Annotated in this window: 17 protein-coding genes; 7 read left to right on the top strand and 10 right to left on the bottom strand. The window is 67.6% G+C overall.

The genetic code is table 11. The features are described 5' to 3' along the window. Positions 1–4: 4 nt before the first annotated feature. Positions 5–1,981: a UvrD-helicase domain-containing protein gene (locus IAE60_RS02675; protein WP_187573761.1), complete on the bottom strand. Its 1,977-nt coding sequence runs from the start codon at positions 1,979–1,981 to the stop codon at positions 5–7. Between the two features lie 92 nt (positions 1,982–2,073). Here IAE60_RS02675 and IAE60_RS02670 point away from each other — a divergent pair, with 92 nt between their 5' ends. The 3 genes from IAE60_RS02670 (at position 2,074) to IAE60_RS02660 (ending at position 4,213) form a co-directional block, all read left to right on the top strand. Continuing rightward, complete coding sequence (locus IAE60_RS02670; RefSeq protein ID WP_222937187.1) at positions 2,074–2,790, top strand: SEL1-like repeat protein; 717 nt, start codon at positions 2,074–2,076, stop codon at positions 2,788–2,790. 62 nt (positions 2,791–2,852) lie between these two features. Next, positions 2,853–3,560 carry a sel1 repeat family protein gene (locus IAE60_RS02665; protein WP_187573759.1) on the top strand — a complete coding sequence of 236 codons (708 nt, stop codon included), beginning with the start codon at positions 2,853–2,855 and terminating at the stop codon, positions 3,558–3,560. 29 nt (positions 3,561–3,589) lie between these two features. Continuing rightward, complete coding sequence (locus tag IAE60_RS02660; RefSeq protein ID WP_162110730.1) at positions 3,590–4,213, top strand: thymidine kinase; 624 nt, start codon at positions 3,590–3,592, stop codon at positions 4,211–4,213. 6 nt (positions 4,214–4,219) lie between these two features. Here IAE60_RS02660 and IAE60_RS02655 read toward each other — a convergent pair whose 3' ends face one another. The 4 genes from IAE60_RS02655 to IAE60_RS02640 all read right to left on the bottom strand — a co-directional run bounded on the left by IAE60_RS02655 (position 4,220) and on the right by IAE60_RS02640 (position 9,354). Then, on the bottom strand, positions 4,220–7,024 hold the full coding sequence (locus IAE60_RS02655) for a serine/threonine-protein kinase (protein WP_187573758.1): 2,805 nt from the start codon (positions 7,022–7,024) through the stop codon (positions 4,220–4,222). A 22-nt stretch (positions 7,025–7,046) separates the two neighbouring features. Beyond that, positions 7,047–7,613, bottom strand: coding sequence for an ECF-type sigma factor (locus tag IAE60_RS02650; RefSeq protein ID WP_185894519.1), 567 nt, complete (start codon positions 7,611–7,613; stop codon positions 7,047–7,049). 84 nt (positions 7,614–7,697) lie between these two features. Then, entirely contained in the window at positions 7,698–8,528 is an 831-nt protein-coding gene (gene mutM, locus IAE60_RS02645; RefSeq protein ID WP_187573757.1) for a bifunctional DNA-formamidopyrimidine glycosylase/DNA-(apurinic or apyrimidinic site) lyase, read from the bottom strand. Beyond that, complete coding sequence (locus tag IAE60_RS02640) at positions 8,521–9,354, bottom strand: ABC transporter ATP-binding protein (protein WP_187573756.1); 834 nt, start codon at positions 9,352–9,354, stop codon at positions 8,521–8,523. The genes mutM and IAE60_RS02640 overlap by 8 nt, the downstream gene beginning before the upstream one ends. 85 nt (positions 9,355–9,439) lie before the next feature. Here IAE60_RS02640 and IAE60_RS02635 point away from each other — a divergent pair, with 85 nt between their 5' ends. Together IAE60_RS02635 and IAE60_RS02630 are read left to right on the top strand one after the other, a co-directional pair. Next, on the top strand, positions 9,440–9,772 hold the full coding sequence (locus tag IAE60_RS02635) for an EF-hand domain-containing protein (protein ID WP_187573755.1): 333 nt from the start codon (positions 9,440–9,442) through the stop codon (positions 9,770–9,772). A gap of 6 nt (positions 9,773–9,778) precedes the next feature. Further along, entirely contained in the window at positions 9,779–10,186 is a 408-nt protein-coding gene (locus IAE60_RS02630; protein ID WP_187573754.1) for a hypothetical protein, read from the top strand. A gap of 129 nt (positions 10,187–10,315) precedes the next feature. On the opposite strand, the gene IAE60_RS02625 is transcribed toward IAE60_RS02630, so the two are convergent. Together IAE60_RS02625 and IAE60_RS02620 are read right to left on the bottom strand one after the other, a co-directional pair. Beyond that, positions 10,316–11,977, bottom strand: coding sequence for an MFS transporter (locus IAE60_RS02625; protein WP_187573753.1), 1,662 nt, complete (start codon positions 11,975–11,977; stop codon positions 10,316–10,318). Between the two features lie 11 nt (positions 11,978–11,988). Continuing rightward, positions 11,989–13,371: a DcaP family trimeric outer membrane transporter gene (locus IAE60_RS02620; protein WP_187573752.1), complete on the bottom strand. Its 1,383-nt coding sequence runs from the start codon at positions 13,369–13,371 to the stop codon at positions 11,989–11,991. A 319-nt stretch (positions 13,372–13,690) separates the two neighbouring features. Here IAE60_RS02620 and acs point away from each other — a divergent pair, with 319 nt between their 5' ends. Then, positions 13,691–15,634 (top strand): acetate--CoA ligase, encoded by a 1,944-nt coding sequence (gene acs, locus IAE60_RS02615; protein ID WP_187573751.1) that lies wholly within the window; start codon positions 13,691–13,693, stop codon positions 15,632–15,634. Positions 15,635–15,748: 114 nt separating this feature from the next. Then, entirely contained in the window at positions 15,749–16,417 is a 669-nt protein-coding gene (locus IAE60_RS02610; RefSeq protein WP_185894511.1) for a response regulator transcription factor, read from the top strand. A 118-nt stretch (positions 16,418–16,535) separates the two neighbouring features. Here IAE60_RS02610 and IAE60_RS02605 read toward each other — a convergent pair whose 3' ends face one another. The 3 genes from IAE60_RS02605 to IAE60_RS02595 form a co-directional block, all read right to left on the bottom strand. Then, on the bottom strand, positions 16,536–17,045 hold the full coding sequence (locus IAE60_RS02605; protein WP_187573750.1) for an HIT family protein: 510 nt from the start codon (positions 17,043–17,045) through the stop codon (positions 16,536–16,538). Between the two features lie 121 nt (positions 17,046–17,166). Beyond that, a complete protein-coding gene (locus tag IAE60_RS02600) occupies positions 17,167–17,583 on the bottom strand; it encodes an OsmC family protein (RefSeq protein WP_187573749.1) in 417 nt (138 codons plus the stop codon). A gap of 689 nt (positions 17,584–18,272) precedes the next feature. After that, positions 18,273–18,605: a hypothetical protein gene (locus IAE60_RS02595; RefSeq protein ID WP_187573748.1), complete on the bottom strand. Its 333-nt coding sequence runs from the start codon at positions 18,603–18,605 to the stop codon at positions 18,273–18,275. Between the last annotated feature and the right edge of the window lie 26 nt (positions 18,606–18,631).

Genomic DNA, 18,631 nt, shown 5'->3' with positions numbered 1-18,631 from the left:
CGCGTCAGTCGAACATCGCCTGGATCGCGGCCAGGCCGGCGCTGGCGCGTTCCTTCTTGCGTTCGGCATCCGCCACCGGGTCCGCGCCGTCGCGCTGCAGCTCGTCGGCCGGCAGTTCGTCGATGAAGCGGCTGGGCTGCAGGCGCAGGCGTTCGCCGAAGCGGCGGGTCTCGCGACTGTGGCTGAGCCACAGCTGGATCTTCGCGCGGGTGATGCCTACGTACATCAGGCGCCGTTCTTCCTGCAGATTGCCTTCCTCAACGCTGGTCTCGTGCGGCAGCGTGCCGTCCTCGCAGCCGACGATGAACACGTACGGGAACTCCAGTCCCTTGGCGGCGTGCAGGCTCATCAGGCGCACCTGGTTGCCGCCATCGTCCTTGTCGTTGCGCGACAGCAGCGCGAGTTGCGCGGCCAGGTCGCCGGCCGAGCTGCCGCGCGGGCCGCCCTCGAACCAGTCCGCCAGTTCGTCCAGGTTGGCGCGGCGGCGCTGGAACGAGGCCTCGTCCTTGCACTGCGCGCGCAGGTCGGCCAGCAGGCCGGACCGTTCGCTGAGGCGTCGCACCAGGTCGGCCGGCGGAAGTTCCTCGGCATGTCGGCGCAGGTCGCGCAGGATGTCGACGAACGCGCTCAGGCCGTTGGCCGCGCGCGGCGGCAGCGCCTTCATTGCGCCCATCGATTCGGCGGCGCGCGACAGCGGCAGGTGCGCGTGCTGCGCCATCTCGGCGAGTTTCGCGAGCGATGTCGCGCCGACTTCGCGCTTGGGCGACTGCACGGCACGCAGGAAAGCAGCGTCGTCGTCGGGGTTCACCAGCAGCCGCAGCCACGACAGGGCGTCCTTCACTTCCTGGCGTTCCAGGAAGGCGGTGCCGCCGGTCAGGTGATAGGGAATGCGCAGCAGCTGCAGCGCCTTTTCCAGTGCGCGCGACTGGTGGTTGCCGCGGAACAGGATGCAGAAATCGCTCCAGGCCGCGCTCTTGGACGCGTGCACGAAGGAGATCTCGGCCGCGACCTTCTCGGCCTCGTGTTCGCTGTCGCGGCATTCCCACACGCGGATGCGCTCGCCGTCGGCCTGGTCGCTCCACAGTTTCTTAGGGTGTTCGTGGGGGTTGTTGGCGATCAGCGCATTGGCGGCGCGCAGCACGCGGTTGCTGCAGCGGTAGTTCTGCTCCAGCTTGATGATCTGCAGGGCCGGATAATCCTTCGCCATCTGCATCAGGTTGTCGGGGTTCGCGCCGCGCCACGCGTAGATGCTCTGGTCGTCGTCGCCCACGCAGGTGAAGTCGCCGCGCTCGCCGGCGATCGCCTTCAGCAGGCGGTACTGCGCGTCGTTGGTGTCCTGGCATTCGTCGACCAGCAGGTAGCCGATGCGCTCGCGCCAGGCGGCGGTGATCTCCGGGTTGTTTTCCAGCACCTGCACCGGCAGCCGGATCAGGTCGTCGAAGTCGACGGCGTTGAACGTGGTCAGCCGGTCCTGGTAGCGCTGGTAGAGCAGCGCGGCCTCCTTCTCGCGGTTGGTGCGTGCGGCGGCGAGCGCTTCCTCCGGCGAGAGGCCGGCATTCTTCGCACGCGAGATGAGGTTCTTCGCCATCTCCACCTCGTCGGGCTTGGCGCCGTACATCAGGTCCTTGACCTGAGCGCTGGCGTCGTCGGCGTCGAAGATGGAGAAGCCGCGCTTCAGGCCCACGGCGGCGTGTTCGATCTGCAGGAACTTCAGTCCGAGCGCGTGGAAGGTGCAGATCGTCAAGCCTTCGGCAGCGTCGCCCTTGATCCGCTTGGATACGCGTTCGCGCATTTCCTTGGCGGACTTGTTAGTGAAGGTGATCGCCGCGATCCGGCGCGCCGGAAAATGGTTGCCCGCGATCAGGTGCGCGATCTTCTCCACGATCACCCGCGTCTTGCCGCTGCCGGCGCCCGCGAGCACCAGCAGGGGGCCCTTGCTGTGAAGGACGGCGGCGCGTTGGGGGGGGTTGAGACCGTGCATGGGGCGTACTTCTGCGTAGGTCGTCAGTTTACAGACAACCCCGCCCGAGTCCCTATAGGATGGCCGGGCTGGCTCACATGGAGGTCACCTGTATGCGCATTCTCGGATGCTGTCTGCTTGTTCTTGCCTGGGCGCTTTTTTCGGCACCCGCTGTCGCCCAGGAGGCGAGGATCGATCCGGCAGTACTGACGGAGGGCTTCCTGGCAGCCCATCCGGATCTGCGCTGGCGTGCCGAGGGCGTGCGCTCCTATGAGCGCAAGGACTACGCATCCGCGCTGACCGAGCTGAAGCGCGCGGCCTACTATGGCGACAAGCCTGCACAGGCGATCATCGCCGAGATGTACTGGGGCGGCATCGGGGTGCCGACGGACCGCGCGCTTGCGTACGCATGGATGGACGTCGCTGCCGAGCGCCTCTATCACGACTTCCTCGTGCGCCGGGAAGGGTACTGGCGGGCGCTTGACGAAGCGCAGCGTCGTGATGCGCTGGAGCGCGGACAGGCCGTGCTGGCCGAGTATGGGGACGATGTCGCCAAGCCGCGGCTGGAGAAGATCCTCAAGCGTGAAATGCGTCGCGTCACGGGAAGCCGGGTGGGGTTCGTGGGCAACCTGACCATCATTCCCAACACCGGCCCGCTGGCGGGGACGGGCATGACACTGCGCGGCGATGAATACTATGCCCCGCAGTACTGGCAGCCCGAGAAGTACTGGCAACTGCAGGATGCGTTGTGGAAGGCGCCGCTGAAAGGGCGCGTGCGCGTGGGCGAACTGGAGTCGGTGGAGTCCAAGGCGGCGTCCGGTAAGCCCTAGGATCCGCGGGTGCCGGCGTACCACAGAGGGCGTGCATGGGCGTGAACCGCAATGGGGGTGGGTTGTCTTGGGCCCTTGTCTTGGCCTGTCTGGCGGCCGTGCAGGCGTTGGCGGCACAGGAGGTGACCAAGCCGATCTCGCGGAAGCAGCAGGCCACCTTGAGCAGTGCGGTGTTCCTTAACGCACACCCGGACATGAAGCACCGCAAGCAGGGATGGGATGCCTATGCCGAGGGGGATTTCGCGCTGGCGCGCGCCCAATTCCTGAAGGCCGCCTGGTACGGCGACAAGCCGTCGCAAGCGATGCTGGCGGAGATGGACTGGAAGGGCGAGGGCGCGGCCGTGGATCGCGCGTCTGCATATACTTGGGCGGATATCGCGGCCGAGCGCGGCTATGCCGTATTCGTCGGGGTGCGTGAACGCTACTGGCGCGCGCTGGATAGTGCCGAAAAGGCCCGCGTGGCGCAGAACGGTCCGGCGCGCCTGGCCGAGTATGGCGATGGTGTCGCCCGTGGCCGGTTTGAGCGGCATCTGCGTCGGCACCTGCGCGACATCCAATGGTCGTCGAGGACGGTGGCGCCTCCAAGAACAGTAACCGTGTACGACCATCATGGCGTTCCCACGCGGATCGATGGAAGCCGCTTCTTCTCGTCCACTTTCTGGGATCCGGCCCAATACCAGGCCTGGCAGGATGCTCAATGGCGAGCGCCCCCGGAAGGCAGCGTGAAGGTGGGCGAGGTCGAGCAGGCCGGGCCGCCCGAAGGCGAGTAGCGGAGGGGGCGGCCCCTTACAATGGCGACATGGCCAAGCTCTACTTCTACTACTCGGCGATGAATGCCGGGAAGACCACCACGCTGCTGCAGTCCGCGCACAACTACCGCGAGCGCGGCATGCGGGTGGCGATCCTCACCCCGCGGCTGGACGACCGCGCCGGCGCCGGGGTGGTGGCGTCACGGATCGGCCTGCGTTCGGAGGCGGTCGCCTTCGAGCGGGACGACGACCTGGAGCGCTGGATCCGCGACGACATCGCCGCGCACGGCAAGCTCGACTGCGTGCTGGTGGACGAGGCGCAGTTCCTGACCCGTGCGCAGGTCTGGCAGCTCAGCGAGGTGGTGGATGCCTTGCGCATCCCGGTGCTCTGCTATGGCCTGCGTACCGACTTCCGCGGTGAACTCTTCGAAGGCAGCCAGTACCTGCTGGCCTGGGCCGACGAGATGAGCGAGATCAAGACCATCTGCCACACCGGCAAGAAGGCCACCATGACCGTGCGGGTCAACGAGCAGGGCCTGGCGGTGCAGGATGGGCCGCAGGTGGAGATCGGCGGCAACGAGCGCTATGTGTCGGTCAGCCGCGCCGAGTTCAAGAAGATCGCCCGCGGCGAGGGACGCATCGATCCCCTGCAGCCCGGGCTGCCCCTGGAGTGAGCCGCCTCAGCGGCAGGCCGCGCGCAGCGCGGCGATCTCGCGCGGGATGACGCCGCCGTCGGGCTGCGCGCTGCGCAGCTCGGCGGCCAGGGCGTCGAGGTCGCGTTGCGCGCGTTCGCGTTCGCCCATCCGGCACCGCGCTTCGGCCTGGTAGCCGCGCGCCAGCCAGCGCAGCTTGGGGGCTTCGCTGCCGCCCCCTTCATGGCGTGCGAGCGCCTCCAGGGCCGCGAGTGCCTCCTGCGGGCGCCCCAGCCGCGTCTGATGCCGTGCCATCGACAGTTCGGCGAACCAGGTGCGCGGGTGCTCCGGTCCGAAGCCCACCCGGGTGAGCCGCACCGCGCGGTCGAAGCGCTCGGTGGCGCCGTCCAGGTCGCCTTTGGCAGCCAGCACCTCGCCGATCATGCGGTCGGTTTCCCCGATCAGCGCATGGCTGGCGCCGATCGTGGCCACCCGCATGCGGCGGGATTCCTCCAGGGCGGCCAGTGCCTCGTCGTGGCGGCCGGCGCTGTGCAGCACCATGCCGTAGTTGAACAGGCCGCCGGGCAGGATCTGCAGGCTCTCGTTCTCGCGCCAGATGGCGATGGCCTGCGCGACGTCGCGCACCGCGGTGGCGTCGTCGCCGCGTTCCCACGCGATGATGCCCATCGAGTTCCAGCTCGAGGCGGCGTCGCGGTGACGCGGCCCCAGGGTCTCCAGCGTCATCGCATGCAGCAGTCGCAGTTCCTCGTCCGCCTGGCGCAGCCGGCCCTGGTCGACATGCACGGCCGCGATGTGCCGCCGCAAGGCCTGGGTGAGCGGGTGGCGCGGTCCATGGATCTCCTCGGACAGTTCGCGTGCGCGCTGGAACGAGGCCAGCGCCGCGTCGGTCTCGCCGCGATTGCGGTACAGCAGGGCCAGGCTGCGCTGGATCTCGATGACCAGCGGATGCCTGGCATAGCCATGCGCCTGCAGGTGGGCGAGGGCGGCGCGATAGCCGCGCACGCCCGCCTCCGCATTGCCCAGCTCGACGTCCAGCTGGGCGAGGTCGCGCAGGTTTTCCGCCACGCCGGCCTCGTCCTTCAACGAACGACGGGTGTCCAGCGAGCGCTCGAACATCTGTCGCGCCACCTGCTTCTCGCCCGCATCGGCACGGCAGCGGCCGTTCTGCGACTGGAACTCCGCCACCGGAAGCGGCAAGCGCGAGGACAGGCCCGGCAACCGCGCCTCCATCTGCGCCATCGCCTGCACGCACTCGCGCGAACGGCCGAGCAGGCGCAGCACGCGCCCGTGCTGGGTGGCGGCCTGCAGGCGCAGGCTGTCCGGTGCATCGGGCGTGGCGTCCAGCACGCGTGCCTGCTTTTCCAGCAACGCGAGTGATTCGCGGTAGTCCCCCAGGCCCAACCGCAGGCGCGCGATCACGCCCAGCAGCTCGGCCTGCGCCAGCGGCTGGCTGGCAAGCTCACGCATACCGCGACGCTCGCCGGCGGCCAGCAGTTCGCGAGCGTCGAAGGTGCTGCCCTGTTGCGAAGCGCTGGCGTTGTCGAACAGGCCGATCACGAAGTCCTGCATCGCCTGCGCACGCGCGGCTTCGCGCATGGCCTGCCGGCCCTGCCACAGGCTGGCCGCCAGCGCCGCCACCAGCAGCGTGGTCGCCATTCCGCCGATGGCCAGCGTCCAGCGCTGCCGCAACAGGTACTTCTGCAGGCGGTAGCCGAGGCTCTGCGGACGCGCCAGCACGGGCCGGCCCTCCAGATGGCGCTGCAGGTCGCGCGACAGCGCCTCCACCGAGGGATAACGCTGCTCTGGCGCCTTGCGCAGGGCCTTCAGGGCGATGTTGTCCAGGTCGCCAGCCAGGCGGCGGGCGTTGCGTCGCGCATCCGGACAGCGGCTGCGACTGCCGTCCGTGGTGCGCAGCGTGGCGACCGAGGGCTTGAGCGGTTCGACCGCGAGGATGGCCTGTTCCCACTCCGCATCGGTCTGCCGGCGCAGGCGGTAGGGCTTGGTGTCGGCGATCAGTTCGTACAGCACCACGCCCAGCGAATAGACGTCGGTCATGGTGGTGACCAGTTCGCCGCGCACCTGTTCCGGTGCGGCGTAGTGCAGCGTGAAGGCACGCACCTCGGTGCGCGGATGCACGGGTACCGGCTCCGGATCGTCCAGCAGCTTGGCGATGCCGAAGTCCAGCAGGCGCACCTCGCCCGAGGGCGTCACCAGGATGTTGGACGGCTTCAGGTCGCGATGCACGATCAGGTTGGCGTGCGCGTGGCTGACCGCCTCGCAGATCTGCAGGAACAACCGCAGCCGTTCTTCCAGGCCGATGTTGTTGGCCTGGCAGTAGTCGGTGATCGAGACGCCCTCGACGTATTCCAGCGCCAGGTACGGCTGGCCTTCGCTGCCGATGCCGGCGTCCAGCAGGCGCGCGATGTTGGGATGTTCGAGCCGCGCCAGGATCTCGCGCTCGCGGGTGAAGCGCAGGCGGAGGTTGGGGTCGGCCAGGCCGGGGCGAAGCAGCTTCAGCGCGACGCGGCGCTGGTACAGGCCGTCCGCCCGCGAGGCCAGCCACACCATGCCCATGCCGCCCTCGCCCAGCATGGATTCCAGCTGGTAGGGACCGATGCGGATGCCGGGCTTCAGCTGGCCGGGCTTGTCGACCAGGGGCTGGTCGATGAAGTCGTCGCCTTCCTCTTCCAGCGCGAGCAGTTTTTCCAGTTCGCGAGCGGTCTCCGGATCGTCCGCGCGCAGGATCTCCAGCTGCTGCGCGCGTGCCTCCGGATCGAGCTCAAGCAGGACGTCCAACAGCGGCGACAGGCGTTGCCAGCGTTCGGCGTCCATCGCGGTGCGCTGCGCGCCGGCCTCAGCTGTCCTGCATGGCCGACAGCAGGAACATGCGCGCCTTCTGCCAGTCGCGGCGGATGCTGCGCTCGGAGCGCTGCAGCAGTTCGGCGATCTCCAGCTCCGACAGGCCGGCGAAGTAGCGCATCTCCACCACCTGGGCCAGGCGCTCGTCGGCGGCGGCGAGCTTCTCCAGCGCATCGTTCAGCGCCAGCATGTCCTCGTCCAGGCGCAGGTTGCCTTCCACTTCTTCCGGGATGTCGGCCACGCGCTTGAGGTCGCCGCCGCGCTTGCGCGCCAGCCGGCTGCGCGCGTAGTCGACCACCACGCTGCGCATGGAGGACGCGGCGTAGGCGAAGAAATGCGCACGGTCCTCGAACTTGGCCGTGCCGGTGGAGCCGAGCAGCTTCAGGTAGGACTCGTGCACCAGCGCGGTGGCGTCCAGCGTGTAGCCGTGCTGGCCGGACAGCTGCCGGCGGGCCATGGTGTGCAGTTCCTGGTACAGCGTGGCCAGCACGCGGTCCAGCGCGGCGCGGTCGCCGCCCCTGGCCGAGTCCAGCCACAGCGTGATGTCGGGTGCGTCGGCCATCCCTCTCCCCTGCGGAGCCAAGGGCGCGAATATAACGTTATTTCACAGTCGCCGGGCATCTGCCCCATGGCACGGGCGGACGGGTCAACGCTGGCAGTAGCCGCACCACACGGTGGTCCGCTGGCCGACCAGGGCCTGCTTCATCGGCCGGCCGCAGCGCGGGCAGGATTCGCCACCCCGGCCATAGGCCGAGAGTTCCTGTTCGAAGTAGCCAGGCGCCCCGTCCGGGCTGAGGAAATCCCGCAACGTGGTGCCGCCGCGGGTGATGGCGTAGGCCAGGATCGCCTTCACCGCATCGGCCAGCGCCGCATAGCGCTCGCGGGACACCTTGCCGGCGGCCCGCCGCAGCGGCGAGATGCCCGCACGAAACAGGCTCTCCGCGGCATAGATGTTGCCCACGCCCACCACCACCGCCTGGTCCATCAGGAAGGTCTTCACCGGCGCCTTGCGTCCGCGGCTCATCGCGAACAGGTAGTCGCCGTCGAAGCCGTCCGACAACGGCTCCGGCCCCAGTCCCTGCAGCAGCGGGTGGATCTGGCCCGGGGCCTGCCACAGCAGGCAGCCGAAGCGGCGCGGGTCGTTGAAGCGCAGGACGCGGCCCGCGCCGCCGCGCTCGCCGGCCAGGGCGATGTCGACGTGGTCGTGCGCCGTCACCGGCGTGGTCGCCGGCAGCACGCGCAGGCTGCCGGACATGCCCAGGTGCAGCAGCGCGCTGCCGGCCTCGGTGTCCATCAGCAGGTACTTCGCGCGGCGCCGCACGGCCTGGATGCGCTGGCCGGGCAGGTCGCGCGCCACTTCCGGCGGGATCGGCCAGCGCAGGTCGGGCCGGCGCAGCGTCACCGCCTGGATGCGCCTGCCTTCCACATGAGGCGCCAGTCCTCGGCGCGTGGTTTCGACCTCGGGCAGCTCAGGCATGACCGGGCACCGCGCCGTAGTACTCGCCGTCCCGGCGCACCTGCACCGGGCCACCGAAGACGTGGCTCAGCTGGGCTTCGGTCAGCGTGCCGGCGCGGTCGCCGTCCGCACAGACCGCGCCATCGCGCAGCAACAGCACCCGGTCGATCTCCGGGATGATCTCCTCGATATGGTGCGTGACCAGCACCAGGGTGATCCCGCGCTGCGCGAGGCTGCGCATCAGGCCCAGGAAATGCCGGCGCGCCACCAGGTCCAGGCCGGCGGTGGGTTCGTCCAGCAGCAGGGCCTGGGGTTCATGCACCAGTGCGCGCGCGATCAGCACGCGCCGCATCTCGCCGGTGGACAGTTCGGCCACCTGGCGGTCCGCCAACGGCGTTGCGCGCACCTGCTCTAGCGCGCGCCGCGCTTTCGCGCGCATGTCGGCGTCGACCTGCCGGTGCGGCGGCACGACGAAGCTGGAGAAGAAGCCGGTGACCACCGCATCTTCCACCCGCAGGTAAGGCATCTGCTGCAGGTCGCGGGTCAGGTCGCTGGTCACCAGCCCCAGGCGGTTGCGAAGCTCGTTCACGTTCCAGCGGCGCAGGCCGAACACCTTCACCGGCGCGTCGCCTTCGCGTGCGAGCGGGTACAGCTCGCGACTGATCAACTTGATGAAGGTGGACTTCCCGCAGCCGTTGGGGCCGAGGATCGCGGTGTGCTGGCCCAGCGGGATGCGCAGCGACAGGTCGTGCAGGACGCGGGTGGCGCCGCGCACCACGGTGGCGCGGTCCAGTTCGAACAGGGGCGCGAGCGGCGGCGTCGCGGCAGGAGAGGGGGACAGGTTCATCGGAGTGGGGCGGGGGGCGAGCCGGTGCAGCGTAACCGAATCCGCGCCACCTCCGCCGCGCAGGCCATCGCCCTACAATGCGGCCATGTACGCCCGCCTGCTCGTCCTCGCCCTCGCCTGCCTGCCGTGCGCCGTGCGGGCCCAGGTCACCGCCACCGGCGACTATCTGGCGCGGATGGACAGTGACCGCGATGGTCGTGTCAGCCTGGCCGAATACCAGGCCTGGATGAGCTACGCCTTCGAGGGCATGGATCGCAACCGCGATGGCACCCTGTCGGCGGATGAGCTGCCGGGCGGGCGAGGCAAGCCGATCACCCGCGAAGCGCACCTGGCCCAGCTGGCCGAGCGCTTCCGCCGCCAGGACGTGGACCGCGACGGGTTTCTGGGTGAAAAGGAACTGGCGGCGCCGCCGCGGTAGATCACCATGAAGCCACCCCTGGCTCGATGGATTCGCATTGTCGGCGTCGTGGTGCTGGTTACCAGCGCGAAAGCGAAGGCATGCATTCCCATTCCGGCGAACCCGGAAGAGGATGCGACGGTGGCCACCGGCATCAGCGTGGGACGCGTCGACGCCCGTCATGACTTCCCCACGACGGCCGTGCGCGGGCAAGCGGTCTGGGTCGTCACGGCGTCCACGACGCTGAAAGGCATCATGCCGCGCCGCCTCGTTGTTCCGCTGGGATGCGGTGGAGAGCGGCTCGCGGTGGGCGACCCCGTCATCGTGGTGAACGTCGGCCGTCACCTCATCACGCGGCCCGCAGGCGATGAGTACGAAGTTCGCCTGCGAAACGCGCTTCGTCGTCAACGGACTCTGGCGGCGGAGACACCCTGACGCTCACACGACCCGGACCATGCCCCTGGTCTGGGACCTCCGACGCCGCGTCCAAAGAAAAACGCCGGCCACGAAGGCCGGCGTCGGGATGCCGGCCCTGGGTAGGGCCGGCGGGGGAGGACCGTAGAACTACTTCGTGATGTCCACGTCCTTGGTCTCGCGCAGGAACAGCGTGCCGATGACCAGCGTCATCACCGCGATGCCGATGGGATACCACAGGCCGTAGTACAGGTTGCCCGTGCCCGCCACCAGCGCGAAGGAGATCGCCGGCAGGAAGCCGCCGAACCAGCCGTTGCCGATGTGGTACGGCAGCGACATGGAGGTGTAGCGGATGCGGGTGGGGAACAGTTCCACCAGGTACGCGGCGATCGGGCCGTAGACCATGGTCACGTAGATCACCAGCACCCACAGCAGGAACAGCGTCATCGGGATGTTGATGCGTGCGGTGTCCGCCTTCTCCGGATAGCCGGCGCTGGTCAGCGCACCCTTCAGCGCCGCGCCGAAGGTGTCGCCCTGCGCCTTCGCATCTTCCTTGGACAGGCCGGCGGCTTCGTACGAGGTCACCGTGGCGCCGCCCACCTGGACCTGCGCGACGCTGCCGATCGGACCGGCCTGGATCGAGTGCGGCACGCCGGCGCGGGTCAGTGCGGCGGTAGCCACGTCGCACGAGCTGGTGAACTTGCGGATGCCCACCGGATCGAACTGGAAGCTGCAGGTGGCCGGATCGGCGATCACGACGGCGGGCGACGTGGCGCGCGCTTCCTCGATGGCCGGATTGGCGGAGTGGGTGATGCCCTTGAAGATCGGCATGTAGGTGACCGCCGCCAGCAGGCAGCCTGCCATGATGATCTTCTTGCGGCCGATGCGGTCCGACAGCCAGCCGAAGAACAGGAAGAACGGCGTGGCCAGGGCCAGCGAAGCAGCGACCAGCAGGTAGGACACCGTGGGGTCCACCTTCAGCATGCTCTGCAGGAAGAACAGCGCGTAGAACTGGCCGCCGTACCACACCACGGCCTGGCCGGCGGTGGCGCCGAACAGCACCAGCAGCATCAGCTTCAGGTTGCCGCCCTTCACCGAGTCGCGGAACGGCGTCTTGGAGCCCTTGCCTTCCGACTTCATCTGCTGGAACAGCGGCGACTCGCTCAGCTGCAGGCGGATCCACACCGACACGCCCAGCAGGATGATCGAACCCAGGAACGGGATGCGCCAGCCCCAGGCTTCGAACGCCTCGGTACCCAGCGACAGGCGGCACGCCAGGATCACCAGCAGCGACAGGAACAGGCCCAGCGTCGCGGTGGTCTGGATGAAGGCCGTGTACAGGCCGCGCTTGCCGTCCGGCGCGTGTTCCGCCACGTAGGTGGCCGCACCGCCGTATTCGCCGCCCATCGCCAGGCCCTGCGCCAGGCGCAGCAGGATCAGGATGACGGGCGCCGCCATGCCGATCGTTTCGTAGTTGGGCAGCACGCCGACCAGGAAGGTCGAGATGCCCATGATCAGGATGGTGACCAGGAAGGTGTACTTGCGGCCGATGCGGTCGCCCAGGCTGCCGAAGAACGCCGCGCCGAACGGACGGACGAAGAAGCCCGCCGCGAACGCCAGCAGGGCGAAGATCATGCCGGTGGTCGGATTGACGCCGCTGAAGAACTGCTTGGCGATGATCGCCGCCAGCGAGCCATACAGGTAGAAGTCGTACCACTCGAACACGGTGCCCAGGCTGGAGGCGAAGATGACCTTCTTGTGGCCCTTCGTCAGCTCGCCTGCGGCGGAATGCTTCACGGTCGTGGAGCTCATGCGGATTCCCCTCAGAATGTGTACTTGACGGTGGTGTGCAGGCGCTTCAGGTCGCCTTCGCGGTCATCCTCGAGCGAACGCTGGCCGTAGATCAGTTCGGCGCCCAGGTCCAGTTTCGGGAATGGCGAATAGATCACGTTGGCGTGCATGGACTGCGTGCGCTCGGTGACGCCGAAGCCGGTGATGGCGGCGTCGTTGTCGAAGTGCGAGGCCGAGTACATCAGGTTGGTGCGCACCTTCGGGCTGAACACGTGGCGCCAGGCCACGAAGCCGCCGTAGCCGTCCAGCGCACTGATGTCGCCATCGGCTTCGGTCACCACGTCGCTGCCCACGCCGAAGGCCAGGTAGCGGCCGATACCCTGGCCGGCGTTCACCGCATAACGGATGTCGTCGCTCTTGCCCAGGTTGAACTTGCCCGACACGCTGACGGAAGCGCCGGTGTCGGTTTCGTCCAGCAGCTTGAACTGGCGCACCATGCCGGCCACGGTGAAGTGGCCCCAGTCGCCCTTGGTGAGCCAGCGCGCGGTGACGTCCGGCAGGGCGTTGTCGCCGCTGTTGAAGCGGGTGCCGGTGCGGTACGGCGTGACGGTGGTCTGCGGATTCTCCACCGAGAACGACCACGGGCCCTGGGTGTAGCGCAGCTGGGCCTGGCGCACGAAGATCGTGCCGTCGGTCGGGCCGACGAAGTCCACCGCATCCGGCAGCGCGGCCACGTCCATGAAGTTGGACCAGGTCTGGCCGGCCAGCCAGTTGTTCCAGCTGACATAGGCATGACGCAGGGTGACGGCGTAGGTGTTGGTGGCGGTCTCGTTGCCGGCCAGCGCATTGCTGCCGCCGCCGAAGAAATCCATCTCCACGAAGCCCTTGAACTTGTCGCCGCTGTCGGTCACGTGGTCCGCGCTCAGCCAGAAGCGCGAGAACTGCGCATGGAAGTCGGCATACGGGTCGCCGCCATCGGCGCCCGCGCCGGCCACCGGAATGGTGCTGGGCACATAGAACAGGCGGCCGGAAGAACCGTCGGCGATACGGCCATCGCTGGTGTCGGTCGCCATCGCGTCCATCTTGATGAAGCCGCCGTACGAGAACGTCGTGCCCGGGTTGGCGGCGGTCATGATGGTGGTGCCCTGGATCGGCTGCTTGCCCGCCGGCACGGCCGGCTTGGCGGCCTGAGCGGCCTGCACCTGCGTGACCTGCTCCTGGGTGGTAGTGATCTGGGTCTGCTGTTGCTGCTGCGACGAAAGCAGCAGCTGCACCTGCCGCTCCAGTTCGGCCACGCGGGCCTCCAGGGCCTTCTCCTTGGCGGTCTGCGCGAACGCCATTCCCGGCGCGATCAGGGCGACGAAGAGCGCAGCGGCCAGTGGCCGTCGCGCCATGAGTGCGGAACGTTGGGTCATAACCCCTCCCGAAAGGTTGATGGCCGCGTTGCGCGGCTGACGGAGACTTGCGCCTGTGCGCCGACGGCGCCTATTCGCCATTAGTCGTAACGCGGCGCGCCGTCGGAGAAACCCTTGCTGCACAAGGGGTGCGACGCCCGGTCGCAGGCAGCACCCTTGGGCTTTACGACCATTGTCTAAGCCGGATGCTGCGATGCCGCACGACCGTATGCGTCAAACTCGTGGCGCCGGCGCTGTGCTGCATGTCATGCCGTGCTTCGCCCGGCCCTCATCCATGCCTCAGAATCGGCGCATCACAGGAACGTCCCGGGAGGACCTCATGACTGATCTGTATCCGGTCAAGCCGGAATTCGCGGCCAAGGCCCGCATCACGCGCGAGCAGTACCTCCGCGACTACCAGGCGTCCATCAACGATCCCGACGCCTTCTGGGGCCAGGCGGCCGAACGCCTGCAGTGGTTCAGGAAGCCCACCCAGGTCAAGGACGTCAGCTACGCCCTGGACGATTTCCACATCCGCTGGTTCGCCGATGGCGAACTCAACGCCAGCGTGAACTGCCTGGACCGCCAGCTGGCCGAGCGCGGCGACAAGGTCGCGCTGCTGTTCGAACCCGATGGCCCGGACTCGCCGTCCTACGGCGTGACCTACCGCGAACTGTACGAACGTACGTGCAGGCTGGCCAACGCGCTGCGCGCGCTGGGCGTGCAGAAGGGCGACCGCGTGACGATCTACCTGCCGATGATCCCGGATGCCGCCGTGGCGATGCTGGCCTGCGCGCGCATCGGCGCGATCCATTCGGTGGTGTTCGGCGGCTTCGCGCCCAACTCCATCGCCGACCGCGTGGCCGACTGCGGCAGCAAGCTGATCATCACTGCGGATGAAGGCCTGCGTGGCGGCAGGAAGGTGCCCCTGAAGGCGAACGTGGATGCCGCACTGAAGCTGCCGGGCACCAACTCCGTCGAGACCGTCCTGGTGGTACGCCACACCGGCGGTGCAGTGGACATGCAGATGCCGCGCGACCGCTGGTTCGATGCGGTCGTCGATGCCCAGCCGGCCGAGTGCGAGCCCGAGCGCATGAACGCCGAGGACCCGCTCTTCATCCTCTACACCTCCGGTTCCACCGGCAAGCCCAAGGGCGTGCTGCACACCACCGGCGGCTACCTGCTGTATGCAGCGTACACGCACGAGGCGGTGTTCGACCTGCGCGAGGACGACATCTACTGGTGCACGGCCGACGTGGGCTGGGTCACCGGCCACAGCTACATCGTCTACGGGCCGCTGGCCAACGGCGCCACCTCGGTGATGTTCGAAGGCGTGCCCAACTACCCCAGCGTGTCGCGCTTCTGGGAAGTCATCGACAAGCACCAGGTCACCATCTTCTACACCGCGCCCACCGCCATCCGCGCGCTGATGCGTGAGGGAGAAGCGCCGGTGAAGAAGACCTCGCGCGCCTCGCTGCGCCTGCTGGGCAGCGTGGGCGAGCCGATCAACCCCGAGGCCTGGCGCTGGTATTACGACGTGGTCGGTGACGCGCGCTGCCCCATCGTCGACACGTGGTGGCAGACCGAAACCGGCGGCATCCTCATCACCCCGCTGGCCGGCGCCATCGACCTGAAGCCCGGATCGGCCACGCTGCCGTTCTTCGGCGTGCGTCCCGCGCTGGTGGACGCCAACGGCGAGCAGCTGGAAGGCGCCACCGAAGGCAACCTGGTGCTGCTGGATTCCTGGCCGGGCCAGATGCGCACCGTCTACGGCGACCACCAGCGCTTCATCGACACGTACTTCCGCACCTACCCGGGCACGTACTTCACCGGCGATGGCTGCCGCCGCGACGCCGATGGCTACTACTGGATCACCGGCCGCGTGGATGACGTCATCAACGTGTCGGGTCACCGCATCGGCACGGCCGAAGTGGAGAGTGCGCTGGTGGCGCATCCGAAGGTGGCCGAAGCGGCCGTGGTCGGCTTCCCGCACGACATCAAGGGCCAGGGCATCTACGCCTACGTCACCCTGAAGGCGGGCGAGGCGCAGAGCGACGAGCTGCTGAAGGAACTGGTGGCCTGGGTGCGCAAGGAGATCGGTCCCATCGCCACGCCCGACCACCTGCAGTGGGCGCCCGGCCTGCCGAAGACGCGCTCGGGCAAGATCATGCGCCGCATCCTGCGCAAGATCGCCGAAAACGCGCCGGAGCAGCTGGGCGATACCTCCACGCTGGCCGATCCGTCGGTGGTCGAGTCGCTGGTCGCAGAACGCAAAGTGCAGTGAAGCAGGAGTGAGATAAGAGGAGCGAGAAGTGAGTAAAAGCAGAAGCACTTTCGTTCGACTATCCTGAAGCCGCACCTCTCACTCCTCACTCCTCCCCACTCACTCCTCGCTCCCATGCCTACCCTGCTGATCGCCGACGACCACCCGCTGTTCCGCGAAGCCCTGCGCGGCGCCGTGCAGCGCGTGATGCCTGGGGTGAAGCTGCATGAGGCCGACAGCGTCGACGCGCTGTATACCCTGGTCGATGCCCATCCCGACGCCGACCTGCTGCTGATGGACCTCAACATGCCCGGTGCGCACGGCTTCAACGCGCTGGTGCACCTGCGCGCACTGCACCCGCAGCTGCCGGTGGTCATCGTGTCGGCGCGCGAGGAACCGGCGGTGATGCGGCGCGCGCTGGACCACGGTGCGCTGGGCTTCATTCCCAAGTCGGCCGATTCGGACACCATCGGCCAGGCCATCGGCGCCGTGCTCGATGGCGAACGCTGGGTGCCCGATGAAGCGCACAATGCGCCGGCCACCAGCCGCGACGAACAGGAAACCGCGCAGCGCCTGCGCGATCTCACCCCGCAGCAGTTCAAGGTGCTGCAGATGCTGGGTGCCGGCCGCCTCAACAAGCAGATCGCCTACGACCTGGGCGTGTCCGAAGCCACCATCAAGGCCCACGTCACCGCCATCCTGCGCAAGCTGCACGTCACCAACCGCACCCAGGCGGTACTGGCCGCGGGCCGGCTGGCGGTGGACCCGGATGGCATCGTCCTTCCTCCGGAAGAGGCTGAGTAGGGCGAAGCCGCGCGCCACGGCATGGCGTGGAGGCAAGGGCGCGCGTTGGCGTAATCGATGAGGCGCCGAACCGGCCCGTTCGTGAGTCGCGCCGCGTGCCTGCGTGCGCGCGAGGGGACTATGCCGGAAGCTGCGACCGCAGCAGGGCTAGCGCGGCGGCAAGCTGCTCGCGGGAAGCCCGAACGCGCGCCCGACGTGCGGTATCGTCGCCTGGATCATGCACGTTGCCCTGCATGCGCCCGGCACCGTCGAAGGTCGCCAGCTGCGGCGGCCCTATTCCCCAATCACTGCCCGGTTGGCGTGGCACCACGTGGAAATGGAAATGCGGCGTTTCCTGCCCGCTGTACACACCGTTGTTCTGGAACGTCAGGATCCCGAGCGGCCGGTAGGCGCGGACCTGCGCCTCCGCGATCCGCTTCGCGGCGGCCATGACGGCCGCGCACTCGGCATCGGAAAGATCCAGCAGCGTCGCGACGTGGCGGCGCGTGATCACGCAGCACTGCCCCACTTCGAACTGCCAGGGATTGATCACCGTCAGCGCGTGCTCGCTCTCGTCAATGATCTTCCATCGTTCCTCGGCGGCGATCATGCACAGGTCGCACGGGTCTCGGGTGGGCAGTTCGAGCATGCCTTTCTCCAATAAAGCAGATCTTGCGCGGGTGGCACGAATCGGACCGCGTCGTGGAAAAGCATGGCCCGGCGCGAGGCGGTCCCAAACAGGCCGAAGCGGGTTCGGCTTGGGCGAGCCGTCAGGGCTCGATCGATGACTCGGTGACCAAGACCACGGGCTGGCCCGACCTGACGGTATTGTGCACTTCCGCAACTGCATCCGTGTGCTGAAGCAATGCGGCTATCGTGGCGGGGTCGGCGGGCGAGGCCACCCTGGCGCGATAGCGGATATCGGAAGCGGCAAGGCCGATGCCAGGGAAATGCGCAGTAGCTTCCACCTCCACCGCGTCCAGGGTGATGCCGTGACGAGCGGCCTCGCGATAAAGATCGTTGCAGTAGCACGTGGCCAGGGCGAGCATCAGGAACTCGCCGCCATTGACACCGGAGCCTTGGCCGGCGTGTTTGGCGGGAATGGACAGCGGCCGCTCGTCGTTCCCGGTGCGCACCGCAACCAGGTGTTCGCCACCGGCGTTCTTGACGATCGCTGAAATCTCCATCGTGGATCTCCGGAATGGACGGGCCTTGCGCTTGGATCAAGCCGGCCGACGGAGCCTGCTTGGGTTGAATGGGCTGTCAGGCATGGCCTATAGCACCTCATTACCCAATCCCACGTAGTAGAGGAATAGCCACGTCCAAGTGGGTAGAGCGTTCGCGAGCCGCGTTCGTGCATGGCGCCGGAAGCGGATTGAACCGCAAGGTGAATCAGGGTGTTCCACCAAACCGTAGGAACTACCGGTTCGGCTTGAGTGATCTGTTGGGCCCCGCCCATCTACACAGACATGGCCACTGCTAGAAATCCTGAGCTGAGCCACACGAGAAAGCAAATCCCGGCACAAGGCAGCACAAGCACGCGCGAACACGCACCAATAGCTGCGACGACCGCAATCGCGAGAGTGGAGCCCCAGAACATGGTGTGTGCCCCGGGCCCCCAAACGAGCCAATAAGGCGGACCAATAAGCGAGGCGCTCAAGATTGAACCGGTAGGTAGCCAGTCGGGCTTGCGCAGCACGACTAGACAAAGGCCGATGTAAGAAGGAACAAAAAGAAGCAACGACATCGTTGCGACTACTACGAATGGCCGACTATCTGATGCTGTCGAGGACTGCGTGGTCATCGTGAACCCTGATGCGGGGTCTAACGCCTGAAATAAGCCGCGCCGCGAAGCGGGTTCGGCTTGAATGAATTGTTAGGTGCCATGCCCGGGCTCTCGCTTGGCAAGCGCTCGTGCCGCGGCACTTAGGCCAGGGTCATAGGCGCCTTGCTGTTCGTACCATGCCTCGGAGTGCACGTGCTCGTGAGCGAGTGCGAGTGCTTCACGGACGATCTCTAATGGCAGTTGGACGGCTTGATCACCGACGTACACCTCGAACCAAAGCGACTCGTCTGCATCATCCGCGATGATCGCCGCGAGTGCGTGCGACATATTGCCAAAGACGGAATTAAGTTCGAGCTGGCGCCCCTCACTGACGGTTGAGAGATGCATGATTTCGAATTTGGGGCGGATAGCAGACTTTCCCATAGCACCTAACACCGGAATTAAGCCGA

The organism is Pseudoxanthomonas mexicana (assembly GCF_014397415.1).
GTDB classification, from domain to species: Bacteria; Pseudomonadota; Gammaproteobacteria; order Xanthomonadales; family Xanthomonadaceae; genus Pseudoxanthomonas_A; species Pseudoxanthomonas_A mexicana.
Note: the sequence above shows the minus strand (reverse complement) of the source record. Positions and strands in the feature narration are given on the sequence as shown.

Bases quoted from the DNA above. Each gene is read 5' to 3' on its own strand.
- IAE60_RS02675 (WP_187573761.1), bottom strand. From the start codon at position 1,981: ATGCACGGTCTCAACCCCCCCCAACGCGCCGCCGTCCTTCACAGCAAG.
- IAE60_RS02670 (WP_222937187.1), top strand. From the start codon at position 2,074: ATGCGCATTCTCGGATGCTGTCTGCTTGTTCTTGCCTGGGCGCTTTTT.
- IAE60_RS02660 (WP_162110730.1), top strand. From the start codon at position 3,590: ATGGCCAAGCTCTACTTCTACTACTCGGCGATGAATGCCGGGAAGACC.
- IAE60_RS02655 (WP_187573758.1), bottom strand. From the start codon at position 7,024: ATGGACGCCGAACGCTGGCAACGCCTGTCGCCGCTGTTGGACGTCCTG.
- IAE60_RS02650 (WP_185894519.1), bottom strand. From the start codon at position 7,613: ATGGCCGACGCACCCGACATCACGCTGTGGCTGGACTCGGCCAGGGGC.
- mutM (WP_187573757.1), bottom strand. From the start codon at position 8,528: ATGCCTGAGCTGCCCGAGGTCGAAACCACGCGCCGAGGACTGGCGCCT.
- IAE60_RS02640 (WP_187573756.1), bottom strand. From the start codon at position 9,354: ATGAACCTGTCCCCCTCTCCTGCCGCGACGCCGCCGCTCGCGCCCCTG.
- IAE60_RS02635 (WP_187573755.1), top strand. From the start codon at position 9,440: ATGTACGCCCGCCTGCTCGTCCTCGCCCTCGCCTGCCTGCCGTGCGCC.
- IAE60_RS02630 (WP_187573754.1), top strand. From the start codon at position 9,779: ATGAAGCCACCCCTGGCTCGATGGATTCGCATTGTCGGCGTCGTGGTG.
- IAE60_RS02625 (WP_187573753.1), bottom strand. From the start codon at position 11,977: ATGAGCTCCACGACCGTGAAGCATTCCGCCGCAGGCGAGCTGACGAAG.
- IAE60_RS02620 (WP_187573752.1), bottom strand. From the start codon at position 13,371: ATGACCCAACGTTCCGCACTCATGGCGCGACGGCCACTGGCCGCTGCG.
- acs (WP_187573751.1), top strand. From the start codon at position 13,691: ATGACTGATCTGTATCCGGTCAAGCCGGAATTCGCGGCCAAGGCCCGC.
- IAE60_RS02610 (WP_185894511.1), top strand. From the start codon at position 15,749: ATGCCTACCCTGCTGATCGCCGACGACCACCCGCTGTTCCGCGAAGCC.
- IAE60_RS02605 (WP_187573750.1), bottom strand. From the start codon at position 17,045: ATGCTCGAACTGCCCACCCGAGACCCGTGCGACCTGTGCATGATCGCC.
- IAE60_RS02600 (WP_187573749.1), bottom strand. From the start codon at position 17,583: ATGGAGATTTCAGCGATCGTCAAGAACGCCGGTGGCGAACACCTGGTT.
- IAE60_RS02595 (WP_187573748.1), bottom strand. From the start codon at position 18,605: ATGGGAAAGTCTGCTATCCGCCCCAAATTCGAAATCATGCATCTCTCA.